This window comes from Agromyces albus, assembly GCF_030815405.1.
In the GTDB taxonomy this organism is placed as follows: domain Bacteria; phylum Actinomycetota; class Actinomycetes; order Actinomycetales; family Microbacteriaceae; genus Agromyces; species Agromyces albus_A.
This window is the reverse complement of sequence record NZ_JAUSWX010000001.1, coordinates 1,402,728-1,415,071: the sequence shown is the minus strand read 5'-3', so window position 1 is coordinate 1,415,071 and position 12,344 is coordinate 1,402,728. Positions and strand designations below refer to the sequence as shown.

The 12,344-nt window shown below is 70.7% G+C and carries 14 protein-coding genes and 2 pseudogenes; 7 read left to right on the top strand and 9 right to left on the bottom strand.

Going from position 1 to position 12,344, the window contains the following annotated elements:
* The first annotated feature begins 52 nt into the window (after positions 1–52).
* Positions 53–475, top strand: coding sequence for a YchJ family protein (locus QFZ29_RS06630; RefSeq protein ID WP_306896638.1), 423 nt, complete (start codon positions 53–55; stop codon positions 473–475).
* A 159-nt stretch (positions 476–634) separates the two neighbouring features.
* On the opposite strand, the pseudogene QFZ29_RS06625 reads toward QFZ29_RS06630, so the two are convergent.
* Positions 635–997: pseudogene (locus tag QFZ29_RS06625) on the bottom strand (VOC family protein); the annotation flags it as partial.
* A 91-nt stretch (positions 998–1,088) separates the two neighbouring features.
* Here QFZ29_RS06625 and QFZ29_RS06620 point away from each other — a divergent pair.
* Positions 1,089–1,541: a DUF6098 family protein gene (locus QFZ29_RS06620; protein ID WP_306893404.1), complete on the top strand. Its 453-nt coding sequence runs from the start codon at positions 1,089–1,091 to the stop codon at positions 1,539–1,541.
* A gap of 10 nt (positions 1,542–1,551) precedes the next feature.
* On the opposite strand, the gene QFZ29_RS06615 is transcribed toward QFZ29_RS06620, so the two are convergent.
* The gene (locus QFZ29_RS06615; protein WP_306893403.1) at positions 1,552–2,175 is read right to left on the bottom strand and encodes a flavodoxin family protein; all 624 of its coding nucleotides are present in this window, start codon (positions 2,173–2,175) and stop codon (positions 1,552–1,554) included.
* Between the two features lie 115 nt (positions 2,176–2,290).
* Entirely contained in the window at positions 2,291–4,312 is a 2,022-nt protein-coding gene (locus QFZ29_RS06610; protein WP_306893402.1) for an alpha/beta fold hydrolase, read from the bottom strand.
* 209 nt (positions 4,313–4,521) lie between these two features.
* On the opposite strand from QFZ29_RS06610, the pseudogene QFZ29_RS06605 reads away from it, so the two are divergent.
* A pseudogene (locus tag QFZ29_RS06605) lies at positions 4,522–5,161 on the top strand (GTP pyrophosphokinase).
* A 22-nt stretch (positions 5,162–5,183) separates the two neighbouring features.
* Here the strand turns inward: QFZ29_RS06605 and QFZ29_RS06600 are convergent.
* The gene (locus QFZ29_RS06600) at positions 5,184–5,786 is read right to left on the bottom strand and encodes a helix-turn-helix domain-containing protein (RefSeq protein WP_373426263.1); all 603 of its coding nucleotides are present in this window, start codon (positions 5,784–5,786) and stop codon (positions 5,184–5,186) included.
* On the opposite strand from QFZ29_RS06600, the gene QFZ29_RS20395 reads away from it, so the two are divergent.
* From QFZ29_RS20395 to QFZ29_RS06590, 3 genes are read left to right on the top strand one after another with little or no spacing between them, the layout of a single operon-like run.
* Positions 5,673–5,948 (top strand): hypothetical protein, encoded by a 276-nt coding sequence (locus QFZ29_RS20395; RefSeq protein ID WP_373426281.1) that lies wholly within the window; start codon positions 5,673–5,675, stop codon positions 5,946–5,948. The two genes, QFZ29_RS06600 and QFZ29_RS20395, sit on opposite strands and share 114 nt — an antisense overlap.
* Positions 5,945–6,829 carry a hypothetical protein gene (locus tag QFZ29_RS06595; protein WP_306893400.1) on the top strand — a complete coding sequence of 295 codons (885 nt, stop codon included), beginning with the start codon at positions 5,945–5,947 and terminating at the stop codon, positions 6,827–6,829. Before QFZ29_RS20395 ends, QFZ29_RS06595 begins: the two co-directional genes overlap by 4 nt.
* Entirely contained in the window at positions 6,813–7,601 is a 789-nt protein-coding gene (locus tag QFZ29_RS06590) for an isocitrate lyase/PEP mutase family protein (protein WP_306893399.1), read from the top strand. The genes QFZ29_RS06595 and QFZ29_RS06590 overlap by 17 nt, the downstream gene beginning before the upstream one ends.
* 8 nt (positions 7,602–7,609) lie before the next feature.
* Here QFZ29_RS06590 and ligD read toward each other — a convergent pair whose 3' ends face one another.
* From ligD to QFZ29_RS06570, 4 genes are all read right to left on the bottom strand, one after another.
* Positions 7,610–8,632 (bottom strand): non-homologous end-joining DNA ligase, encoded by a 1,023-nt coding sequence (gene ligD / locus QFZ29_RS06585; RefSeq protein ID WP_306893398.1) that lies wholly within the window; start codon positions 8,630–8,632, stop codon positions 7,610–7,612.
* 63 nt (positions 8,633–8,695) lie between these two features.
* Positions 8,696–8,968, bottom strand: coding sequence for a DUF2277 domain-containing protein (locus tag QFZ29_RS06580; RefSeq protein ID WP_306893397.1), 273 nt, complete (start codon positions 8,966–8,968; stop codon positions 8,696–8,698).
* Between the two features lie 67 nt (positions 8,969–9,035).
* On the bottom strand, positions 9,036–9,806 hold the full coding sequence (locus QFZ29_RS06575; RefSeq protein ID WP_306893396.1) for a lysophospholipid acyltransferase family protein: 771 nt from the start codon (positions 9,804–9,806) through the stop codon (positions 9,036–9,038).
* Positions 9,803–10,780 (bottom strand): EamA family transporter, encoded by a 978-nt coding sequence (locus tag QFZ29_RS06570; protein WP_306893395.1) that lies wholly within the window; start codon positions 10,778–10,780, stop codon positions 9,803–9,805. Before QFZ29_RS06570 ends, QFZ29_RS06575 begins: the two co-directional genes overlap by 4 nt.
* 72 nt (positions 10,781–10,852) lie before the next feature.
* Here QFZ29_RS06570 and QFZ29_RS06565 point away from each other — a divergent pair, with 72 nt between their 5' ends.
* Positions 10,853–11,755 (top strand): LysR family transcriptional regulator, encoded by a 903-nt coding sequence (locus tag QFZ29_RS06565; RefSeq protein WP_306893394.1) that lies wholly within the window; start codon positions 10,853–10,855, stop codon positions 11,753–11,755.
* 15 nt (positions 11,756–11,770) lie between these two features.
* Here the strand turns inward: QFZ29_RS06565 and QFZ29_RS06560 are convergent, their stop codons facing one another.
* The gene (locus tag QFZ29_RS06560; protein ID WP_306893393.1) at positions 11,771–12,277 is read right to left on the bottom strand and encodes a nitroreductase family deazaflavin-dependent oxidoreductase; all 507 of its coding nucleotides are present in this window, start codon (positions 12,275–12,277) and stop codon (positions 11,771–11,773) included.
* Positions 12,278–12,344: the final 67 nt, after the last annotated feature.

Sequence of the window (12,344 nt, the reverse complement as noted above, 5' to 3'; positions counted from 1 at the left end):
TATTCCTGTGTAGACCATGATGGTCGGCTCGCGGTGACGGGATACTGGACGGATGCCGCCAGCCCCAGTTGCCTTCCCCGCGATCGATCCCGGAATCCGGTGCCCGTGCCTCAGCGGTTCCGTGTTCGCCGAGTGCTGCGGGCCGTTCCTCGCGGGTGCAGCGGATGCCCCGACCGCGCCGCAGCTCATGCGATCGCGTTACACGGCCTTCGTCGCCGGTGACGACCGATATCTCCTGGCGACGTGGCATCCGTCGACGCGACCCGAGCGGCTCGAGCTCGATTCGACGATGCGCTGGTACCGCCTCGACCTCGAGCGGGTGGAGCGCGGAGGACCGCTCGACCACACCGGCGTGGTGGAGTTCACCGCGCGCTACCGCGTCGGCGGCGAGCGATCCGAGCGCGGCGAGCAGCACGAGGTGAGCAGATTCGTGCGAGAGCACGGACGCTGGTTCTACGTCGACGCGATCGACTGAGCGGAGGCGGCCGACGATGGCGATCGGCGCCGAGCCGATCGGCTGAGCGTCAGGCGCCGGAGCGCTCCCCGTCGGTGGCGAACCCGGCGCGGGCGGCGCGCGCTCCTCGGAGCCGAGTAGTTCCTCGAAGAGTGTGATCTGCAGGTCTGCCGGCGCGTCGAGCCTGGCGTTCAACGACTGCCAGGGGGTGACGACCGGCTCGGCCACGACGCGAGCACCGGCGGCCTCGAGGCGACGAGTCGTGCCCTCGCTGTCGGTCACTTCGAACGCCAGCCGGATGTGGGGGCTCGGGGCGCCGCCGGCTTCGATCTCGTCGATCGCGCGCTTGTGCGCGGGGTTCGCGATCTCGAGCGTCGCCCGGCCTGCATCGAGGATGACGACGCGATCGTCGCCTCCCTCGGCGAAGGCGAGGAACTCGGGCATGCCGAGGGCGTCGCGATAGAAGGCGACGGCGGCGTCGAAGTCGGTCGCCTCGACGACGACGCGGAGTTGCAGGACCGGTGGGATTGCGGCATCCGTCATGCTCGGATCCTTCCAGACACGCACGACATCCGCACGACGCGAACGTGTCAAGGCGTCGCCGGTGCACCGAGGCGGGCGTTAGCATCCCGGCATGGGAGTCGACCGTGGCCAGTCGCGGGAAGTGCCCGAACTCACCGAGCTCGCTGAACTCGAGGCGCTCGTGCGGGAGCGGCCCGGGTTGCACGTGCGTTACTCGGAGGGATTCGAGCACGATGCATCCGCTCGCAGCATCGACACCGAGAGCGGCCTCGAGCTGCCGGGGCTCTCGGTGAATCCGCTCGACCCCGAACCGTGGTGGACGCGCCCCACGACGGACTGGATCGCGCGGCAGCTCTGCCAGTACAAGCACTTGCGCGAGCGCAACCCCGATCGGATGGCCTGGGTGCTCCGCGGGCACGCCGTAGGGCGCGGTCCCGATTCCGAGCCGCTCCTGCGTGACGTCGACCCCGTCGCGCGACTCTCCGACGCGCTGCTCGACGAGGCGGAGCGCCGGTATGAGGAGCGGTTCGACGCCGGGCGCGGTCCCGAGGGCTACGAGAGCTGACGCCGGCGCCTCACGCGCTCGGCGTCACCGGATACGGATGCTCGCGGAGCACCTGCGCGAGGTGCACGGCGTTCGCGACGAGCGTCGCGTTCGTCTCGGCAACCGGGGCGGGCGTCTCGTCGAGGTCCTTGTAGTCGACCTTCTCCATCGCGGCGCCGTTCCAATAGGTGCCGCCTTGGGCGGGGATGGTGAATCCGACGTCGTTCAGTGCCTGGTGGAGGTCGGCCGTGATCTTGTGGGCGCCGTCTTCGTTGCCGAGCACGGCCGTCGCCGCGACGTGGCCGAAGAGGAGCGGGCGGCCCTCGTCATCCGTCGAGCTGAGTTCGGCGTCGAGGCGCTCGAGCACGCGTTGCGCGACGCTCGACATGTGGCCGAGCCAGGTCGGCGTGCAGATGACGAGGATGTCGGAGGCCATGATGCGAGTGCGCAGCGACGGCCACTCGTTACCATCGCCCATATCGGCCTTGACGCCGGGCGCGAGGTCGAGATCGACCACGCGCACGATGTCACCGCTCGCGCCCAGGGCGCTGAATCCGTCGAGGAGTTGCACGGCGAGGAGCTGGCAGCTCGAGGCCTCCGGTGAGCGTTTCAGGGTGCAGTTCAGGAGGAGCACGTTCTGTTCGGTGATCTGCATCGCGGTCCCTTCCGGCGCCGATGCGCCCGTTCTTCTTCCTACTGGCGCGTGCGAGCAGCGTGAAGGGGTTGACAGGCGGCTCGCCCGCGGCGATCACGAGCGGCCACCGGCGGGCTCAGTCGACGCTGAGCACTTCGGCGAAGAAGGCGCTGAGGTGCCCGGCGAGCAGTTCGGGCTCCTCGTGGGCCATGAAGTGCCCGCCCCGGGTCGCCGGATGCCACGCGCGCACGTCGGCGCACGACCGCTCCGCCACGCTTCGGGGCATCTCGCGGATCACCTCCTCTGCGCTCAGCGTGAAGCCGGCGGGCACCGTGATGCGCGGCCGCGGGCGGTTCGCCGGGTAGTCGACGTACTGGCGGAACGACGTGCCGATCGAGCCGGTCGTCCAGTAGAGCGTCGCGAGCGTGAGGAGCGTCTCGTGATCGAACCGGCGCTCGAGCTCGCCGTGCGCGTCGCTCCAGTCGCGCAGCTTGTCGATGATCCAGGCAAGCAGGCCCGTCGGCGAGTCCGCGAGCGCTGCGGCGATCGTGTCGGGACGAGTGCTCATGATGGCGCTGTAGCCGCCGTCTCGTTCGTCGAACTCCTGCTCGAGGGCGAGCATGTGCTTCTCGGGCTCGCTCAGCGGCTCCTCGAAGACCGCCGGGAACGGCGGGTGGATCATGTAGAGCCCCATCACATGGCGGGGATGCTTCGCCGCGATCCAGGCCGCGACGGTGCCGCCGATGTCGCCGCCGAACACGCCGTACCGCTCATGGCCGAGGTGTATGGCCATGAGCTCGTGCAGGAGATCGGCCATCGCCTCGCGGGTGAGCGGCTCATCGGGCAGTTCTGAGTAGAGGAAACCCGGGAGCGAGGGGATGACGAGCTCGAAGCGGATGCCGCGCACCTCGCCCTCCCACCCGAGGGCGGTCACGAGCGGCAGCATCTCGAGGAAGCTCGAGGGCCATCCGTGCATGAGCAGCAAGGGGACGACGGTGCCGCCGGCGGGACCCGCAGTCGCGCGCACGAAGTGCACCCGCGTGCCGTCGACGTCGGCGATCCGGTGATCGAGCCGGTTCAACCGCAACTCGACGCCGCGCCAGTCGAATCCGTCGGCCCACTCGGCGACGAGGCCGGCCAGGTACGCCGGGTCCACGCCGGACCCCCAGTGCGTGCCGCTGCTCGCCGTCGTGAACCTCGTGCGGCGCAGTCGGTCGCGCAGCTCGCGGAGCTCGACTTCCGGCACTCGGATCGTGAACGGAGCGGGCTCGGCCGCCGGGCCCCTCGAGGCCCCTGCCGTGGACGCCGCCGCGCCCTTGCCGCCGACGTGATCGAGTTGCGCGTAGGCGCGATCGATGGCACCGACGAGGTAGTCGATCGGAACCGGCCAGTCATCGTGGCCCGCGAACGCCTCGGCGGTGCTGAGGCCGCGCTCATGCGCTGCAATGAAGCGCCCGGCCACCTCGTGGAGGTCGGCTGCCTGACGGGCGACGAACTCGGGCCCCACGACCCGGCCGTGCCCGGGCACGACGAGGTCGCCCGGTTGCATCTCCCCGACGAGCTCGTCGAGCACGTCGGGCCACCCGAACGGGAAGCTCCCGGAGCCGTACATCGGCGGTCCGGACTCCTCGACGAGGTCGCCGACGATCCACACCCGAACGTCGGGCAGCAGCAGCACGAGGTCGGTGTCGGTGTGCGCGGGCGGCTGCGGGCGCAGCAGCACCACCCGACCGCCGAGGTCGAGCGTCACCGGGCGGTCGACCGGATGCGTCGGCGGCGTGAGTCTCACGTCGCTCCAGTGCCGGTCGGGTTCACGAGCGGGGTCGGCGCGCCACGCGGCGAGCCGCGGAGCCTCGTGCTCGGCGAAATGGCGGTCGATGTTCGCATGGCCGTAGATGGCGGCATCCGTCTCGGACCCGGGCCCGAACGCCTGGTTGCCGAACGTGTGATCGTAATGGGCATGCGTGTTCACGAGCCAGCGCACGGGCTTGTCGAATCGTTCGCGGATGTCGCCGAGCAACGCCTCGGCTTCGGCCGGCTCTGCACGCGAGTCCACGACGAGCAGTCGCGCGGCGCCCTCGACGACGACGACCGAGACGTCGAGCGGATCGTAGCGACGCTGGTGCACGCCCGGCGCGACCGTGATCCAAGGGTCCATTCCTCGACCCTAGCGACCACGACAGCGGATGCGCGTGCACCCGCGGTTCATGGCAGAGTCAGGGCGAATCCAGAGCTTCGCACCGTAGCGTGACCTCCGTGACTCCGCTCGACGGCACCCCGCCCATCCGCCGGTCTGACGTTCCGCCCATGCTGACCGCTCGCGCGCAACGCACGCTCGAGACGATCGACGGCCAGACCCTCGACGAGATGCGGGCCCTCCGCGACGAGACCGAGCGGTTCATGCTGCGCTACAAGTTCGGCATGGACGAGGTGATCACGAAGCTCTCCATCCTGCGCGAGGAGTTCAGCCACACGCACGACTACAACCCGATCGAGCACATCTCGAGCCGCCTGAAGAGCCTCGACAGCGTGATCGAGAAGATGCGCCGCAAGGGCGTCGAACCGACGTTCGAGACGATCCGCGAGACGATCACCGACATCGCCGGCGTGCGCGTGACGTGCAGCTTCGTGTCCGACGCGTATCGCATCTTCGAGCTGCTGACGGTGCAGCGCGACGTCCGCGTGCTCAAGGTGAAGGACTACATCGCGGAGCCGAAGGCCAACGGCTACCAGAGCCTGCACGTGATCGTGGAGGTGCCGGTGTTCCTGTCGACGGGGGCGCATCCCGTCGCCGTGGAGGTGCAGATCCGCACGATCGCGATGGACTTCTGGGCGAGCCTCGAGCACAAGATCTACTACAAGTACGACCGCCAGGTGCCGCAAGAGCTGCTCGATGGACTGACGGATGCCGCGCACACCCGCTGCAGAGCTCGATGCGCGCATGGAGCGGCTGCACCGCGAGCTGCACGGCTCACCCCGCCGGCCACGAGGCGACATCGCCGTGTGATCGCGCGTCACCGCGGCATCGTTCAGCCGAGCGCTGCGAACGCCTCCCGACCCGCTGCGGTCACCTGGAGCGAGCGGTCGCCCGGCACGCGGGCGACCCAGCCGTCGGCGAGCAGCACGGCGAGCAGGTGTGAGCCGAGACGCCCGGCGATGTGCGGGCGCCGCTCGGTCCAGTCGAGGCATCCGCGTACCTCTGGGCGCCGGGAACGGGGGCCGGTGGAGCCGACGTCGCCGACGTCGGCGAGCCGCAGCCGCATTCCGAGCGGGCCGTCGGTGGCGTGCAGCCGGCCTGGCTCCCCCGCGTCGAGGGGCGAGATCGCACCCTCGGCGACGAGCGCGTCGGCGAGGTCGAGCGCGATCCGCCCGGCGAGGTGGTCGTAGCACGATCGCGCCTCGGCAAGTCTGCGCGCCGTCGCGGACTGCGAGTATGACGTGACGGCACGCCGCGGCGCGATGAGCTGCAGCGCCTCGACGGCGCTGGCCACTTCGGGCCCGGCGAGTGCGAAATAGCGGTGCCGGCCGATCCGGCGATCGGTGACGAGCCCGCCGGCGACGAGCTGGGCGAGGTGGGCGCTCGCCGTCGGCGGCTTCACGCGAGCGATCGCGGCGAGCTCGCTCGCGGGCAACGCGTGGCCGTCGAGGAGCGCGACGAGCATGGCAGCCCGGGCGGGCTCCCCCATCAGGCGAGCGGGTTCTGCGAGATCGGCGTCACCGTGCATACCGTCACGATACGGCGACGACACTTCGCCCGGCAGCGAATCGTGCACGGCGTAGCGTCGAAACCATGACCGAGATCATCGACCGGGCCGACGTCGCCCTCATCCTCGCCGATCCGCGATTCCTGGTTCCCGAGGCGGATGCCGCGGCGTCGACGCCGTTCGAACGGTTCCGGGCCGACGCCTCGCGGTTCTCGAACGGCGCCGTGCATGACGCTCGCCGGCGACGCCTCGAGTCGATGCTCGCCGGCATCGAACTCGCTGCGCTCGCCCGCACGGCCGCATCGCTGACCCGCTCGGCACTCGAGGCGGAACCGGCGTCGCCCGTCGCCACGATCGCCCGGCATGTCCCCGTGACCGCCCTCAGCCTGCAGCTCGGGTTCCGTCATGCGGAGTCGCTCCCGCCGCTCGTCGCCGCGATCGTCGACGCCTACGCGAGCGGACGGGCGACGGATGCCGCAGCCGCCGACGCCGCCACGGTGCGCCTGCTCGACGCAGCGCCCGGCGCCGACGCGTCAGACGACGCCCTGCTCGTGCAGTTGCTCGTGCAGGCCTACGCGGCCACGGGCACACTCGTCGAGCGCGCGATGCAGCGGCTCGCGGCATCCGGCTCGCTGTCGCCGTCGACGCACGAGGTGCTCACCGCGACGCTGCGCGACGACTCCCCCGTGCCGATGACGCGCCGCGTCGCGCCCGACGATCCGCCACGTGCTTCGACGCACGACGTCCAGCCGGGCGCGCTGCTCGTGCTGCGTCTCGACGGACCTGACCGCGATACAACGGGCGACCGGCCCGCGCGAACGCTCGCCTTCGGCGCCGGCCATCGCGGCTGTCCCGCACCGCATCACGCACTCGCGATCGCAGTGGCGGTCATCGAGGAGTTGCGCCGCGCCGAGGCCCGCACCCGAATCGACCCGACGACAAAGGAGACCATCGATGCTGACGCCCGCTGAGTTCGAACGCCTGCACCGCCCCGGCGATCCGCTCCTGCTGCCCAACGCGTGGGACCTCGCGTCGGCACGATGGCTCCGCGCCGCCGGCCACCCCGTCGTGGGCACCACGAGTCTCGGCGTCGCCGTCGCCGCGGGCAAGCCCGACGGCGCGGGAGAGACCGCAGCCGAGACGCTCGACCTCGCGCGCCGCATCACCGCCGCCGGCATCCCGGTGACGGTGGACCTCGAGGCCGGGTTCTCCGACGATCCGGTCGAGGTCGGCGCCTTCGCGGCGCAGCTCGAGCAGCTCGGCGTCGTCGGCGTGAACATCGAGGACTCCGACGCGGCCGGCCGGCTCGTCGACGTCGCACTCGCATCGGCGAAGGTCGCGGCGATCGCCGCGGCGGCGCCCGGGCTCTACCTGAACGCCCGCACCGACCCGTTCTGGATCGCCGGTGCCACGGATGCCGCGGCGCGGCGGCGCGAGGCGATCGCACGTGCCGAGCGGTACCTCGCGGCCGGGGCATCCGGCATCTTCGTCCCCGGCGCCCTGCCGGCGGAGACCATCGCCGCACTCGTGCGCGATATCCCGGCCCCGCTCAACCTGCTCGCGCCGGCCGGCCTCACCGTGCCGGAGCTCGCGAGCCTCGGGGTCGCGCGGGTGAGCACCGGATCGCTGCTCTTCCGCATCGCACTCGGTGCGATCGGCTCGGCCGCGCGCGAGCTGCGGGCCGGCACGTTCACCGCGCCGTCGGGCACGCCGAGCTACGAGGAGGTCGCCTCGCTCGGCTGAGTGCGCGCTCAGACGTCGTGCCGCGCACGGCTCGGCTGCACGCGCGGCGGCTCCCCTGGCATCTTCGGGAAGTCGGGCGGGAAGGGGAGCTCACCGAGTCCGTCGTCGAGGTCGCGTTGCCACCACTCGAGGAGCACGCCGATGGAAGCGGTGTGCTCCTGCATCCCGGCCCATGGGTCGCCGGTGGTCTGCAGGCGCTCGGGCACGGTCCTGATCGTGAGCAGCTTCGGGTCGGTCGACTCGAGTTCGCTCCACTCGACCGGACACGAGACGGCGGCGTGCGGCAGGGCGCGGGGGCTGTAGGCGCCGGCCATGGTGCGGTCGCGGTTGGCCTGGTTGTAGTCGATGAAGATGCGGTCGCCTCGCAGTTCCTTCCACCACGCGGTGGTGAGCTGCTCGGGCATCCGCCGTTCGAGTTCCCGCGCGAGCGCGATCACGGCGTGGCGCACGTCGAGGAACTCGTATTCGGGCTCGATCGGCGCGAAGACGTGGATGCCCCGATTGCCCGACGTCTTCACGAAGCCCGTGAGGCCGACCTCCGCAAGCAGGTCGCGGAGCGCGAGCGCCGCGGGAACCGCCTCCGCGAAGCTCGTGCCGGGTTGCGGGTCGAGGTCGATGCGCAACTGATCGGGGAAGTCCGACGTCTCGGCGCGCGACGCCCACGGGTGGAAGACGATCGTGTTCATCTGGGCGCCCCACACGGCGACCGCCGGTTCGTCGATGACGAGCTGCGGATGCCGCCGGCCGCTCGGATAGGTCACGGGCACCGATCGCACCCATTCGGGCGCACCCTTGGGCGGGTTCTTCGAGAAGAACTGGTCGCCGTCGATGTCACCCGAGAATCGTTGCAGCGAGACCGGACGATCGCCGTTCGCCTCGACGAACGCATCGCCGACCGCCACGAAGTACTCCGCGAGCTCGAGCTTCGTGATGCCGAGCTCGGGCCAGAGCACGCGCGACGGACTCGAGATCCGCACTTCGCGATCGCCCTGCGGACCTGGAACACTGATCGTCACCGCATCGCCGGCCATGCCAAGACGGTACTCCGTTCCTTCCCACCGTGCCCGACGGCACGACGGACTCCTCGCGAAGGATCAGACGCTGACGTAGCGATGGGCCGCGCGCGCCCTGGCCTTCTCGGCCTCGATCTCGCGATTCTTCGGCGGCGCGTTGGTGACGAGGTGGTCGAGCAGATGCCGCGTGATGTGCGCGATCTCCTCGACGGCCTCATCGAACGCCGCTGCGTTCGCGCGCGACGGCTTCGTCGTTCCGGCCACCTTGCGCACGAACTGCAGCGCTGCGGCGTGCACCTCGTCGTTGGTCGCTGCGGGCTCGAAGTTGTGGAGGGGGTGGATGTTCCTGCACATGACCCGAGCCTAACCCCGCACCAGTGACATCGCCTCGGGTTCGGCGGCATTCAGGAGCTCGGATGCCTCACTCGGAACGATCGCGATCGCGATCGCGCTCGCGCGCTGCATCCGCTTGTGCGGCCTCGTCGGGCGTGGGCGCGGTGCCGCCCAGGTGCCGAGGCTGCCACCACTGCCCAGCGCCGTCGACGGGATATTCGGCCTGCAGCCGGTCGACGAGCCCCTGCAGCGTCGAGCGCAACCGCGCGGTGACGTCGTGCGGGTCTTCATCGACGCCGACCGTGATCGGCTGGCCGAACGCGAAGCTGACGGGAACTCCGAAGCGCTCGAAGAACCGGATGCGGTGTCGCTTCGTGAGCAGGCGCTGGCCGCCCCACACCGCAACCGGGATGATCGGCACGCCGGCTTCGGCGGCGAGGCGCGCCGCGCCGGTTTTCAGCTCGCGCACCGTGAACGACGAGCTCACGCCCGCCTCGGGGAAGACACCGAGCAGTTCACCGCGCCTCAAGGCGTCGACGGCGTTCGAGTACGCCGCGGCGCCGGCCTTCATGTCGACGGCGATGTGGCGCATGCCACGCAGCAGCCGACCGACGACGGGTTTGTCGAACGCGCCCTGCTTGGCCATGAACCGGATGCGGCGACGGTTCGAGAGCCACGTGGCCCACTCGACGAGGGCGAACTCGAGATAGCCGAAGTGCGTCATCGCGAGCACGGCGCCACCCGTGGCCGGCACGTGCTCTGCGCCCGTCACGGTGCGCTTCAGGCCCCAGAATCCGAAGAGTCCCCGCCCGGCGGCGATGGCCGTGCTGTAGATGGGTTCGCTCGGGCGTCGTGTCATGTCTCGAGCGTACGGGCGGGCACTGGGGGGCGGCTGTATCCGGAGGCCCCGGCATCCGCACCGGCCGCAAGCCCCGCAGCGGAACCGGCGGGCCGAACGGATGCCTCCCGCCTCCGGCGGACCAACCCGATCGCCACTCCGCCGACGAGCACTGCGCTGCCCGCGAGCTCGAGGACGTTGGGTACCTCGCCGAGCACGAGCGCCGCGGCGGCGAGGCCGATCGGCGGGACGAGCAGTGCGAACGGAGCGACGACCGCCGCCGGATGACGTCCGAGCAGCGACGTCCAGATCGAGTAGCCGACAAGCGAGGCGAGCCCCGCGGTGTACGCGACGCTCACGACGGTCTCCCACCCGATCGTGGCGAACGCCTCGCCGACCGCCACGGGCCCGTCGAGCAGGAGGCTGAGCGCGAGCACCGGGAGCGGCACGACGAGGGCCGACCAGACCACGATTCCGAAGCCGTTCGTCCCCTGTGCCGACCGTGACACGACATTGCCGATCCCCCAGCTGAGCCCGGCGGCCACGCAGATGAGGAGCGGCACGATCGCCCCGAAGTCGGCCGCACCCTCGATGCGGCCGACGGCGACGATGCCGAGCCCGACCACGCCGATGAGCGCGCCCACGAGCTGCATCCGCGTAGGCCGCTCCTTCAGCACCATCAGCCCGATGACGAGCGTGAAGATCATCTGGCACTGCAACACGACGGCGGCGAGCCCTGCGGGCAGGCCGAGGTGCATCGCGGTGAACAGGAGCCCGAACTGACCGGCGCTCATGAACAGGCCGATGCCCACGAGGCTGCGCCACGAGACCTCCGGCTTGGGCACGAAGAGCACGAGCGGCACGGCGACGAGCATGAACCGCAGCGACACGAGCACGAGCGGCAGGGTGTCGCGGAGTCCGAGCTCGATGGCGAGGAAGTTCACGCCCCAGATGAGCGCGACGAGCAGACCGAGGGCGGCGTGTTTCAGAGGCATACGTCGAGCCTCGCAGTCGTCTTCATGCAGCACCAGTTCCGATTACTGCGTTCGACAACGTACGATTTCTACATGATCGACCTGCAAGGGCTTCGCGCGCTCGTGGCCGTCGCGGGGTCGGGCTCCGTCGTCGCCGCTGCCGGCCAGCTCGGGTACACCCCATCGGCAGTGTCGCAGCAGGTCAAAAAGCTCGAACGCGAACTCGCAGCACCGCTCCTCGAGCGGCGCGGGCGGGGCGTGCTGCTCACCGAACGGGGCCGCGCGCTCGTGAGCGAGGGGCGCGAGCTCCTCGAGACGCTCGAGCGACTCGAGTCCGTCGCGGCGGGCGGCACGCCGCGCGCTCCCCTTCGCATCGCCTCGTTCTCGACCGCGACGCGCGGACTCGTCGGGCCGGTGCTCCGCGAGTTGCGGGATACGGATGGCGCCGCCCTCGCCACGGTCACGAGCGTCGACCCCGTCGACGCCATGGGAATGGTGGCGACGGGGGCCGCCGATCTCGCGGTCGTGCACAACTGGAACTCCGTGCCGTTGAGCGCACCGGCGCATGTCGTGACCGAGCACCTCTGCTTCGACGAGGCCGACATCGTGCTCGCGACGGGGCATCCGCTCGCCGCCCGGCTCGAGCTCGACCGCCCCGCGCTCGTCGACGAGCCGTGGGCGAGCACCCCGAAGGGCGCCATCTGCCACGAGGCGCTCATGCGCATCTTCGCCGACCTCGGCACCGTGCCCCGCGTCGTCGCCGAAGATCCCGACTTCTCCTCGCTCGTCGAGCTGGCCCGGCAGGGCGTCGCGATCGCGCTCGTGCCGCGACTCGGCCGGCTGCCACTGCCGAGCGGCGTGGTCGCGCGTCCGCTCGCCGACCACAGCCAGGTGCGAGAGGTGCGGGTGGCGTATCGGCGCACGATGGCGGAGAGTCCGGGCATCCATCGTGCGGTCGGATTGCTCACCGAGGCGGGCGCGCTCGTCGAACCGTGACGACTGTGCTCGAGGTCACATCGAGGGGTCGTGCGTGCTCGCAACCGGCTGGAGCCGGAACAACCGCACGGTTCGCCCCGAGGTCCGCTCGTACGCGCGGTATCCCGGCCACTGCCCCTCGATGCGCGCCCACGCCGCTTCGCGCTCGTCGCCCTCGATGAGGCTCGCGCGCACCGGCATCCGTCGTCCGCGCACCGTGATCGACGCATCGGGGTGCGCGAGCAGGTTGTAGGTCCAGGCAGGATGCCGCTGTCGCGCGAAGCTCGTGCCCGCGACGATCGCCCGCCCGTCGCCGTCTGGCGTGTACATGAGCGGAGTGTCGCGCAGGGCGCTCGTCTTCGCGCCGGTCGAGTGGAGCACGAGCGACGGAACGAGCAGGCCGCTCAGTTGCACCCGTCCGCCGGTGAGCCGGTGGAGGCACCGTTCGATCGGCGGCAGGAGGACCGGTGCGATCGCGCGGAAGGCGCGAGTACGGGTGAGCGGCGAGATGAACGAGCGAACGATGAGCTGCACGGTCGGCATCTGCCCATTCTGCTGGGCACCGGGATCGGCTGCTACGCCTGACCGTGGCCCGAGTCAATCCCCTACA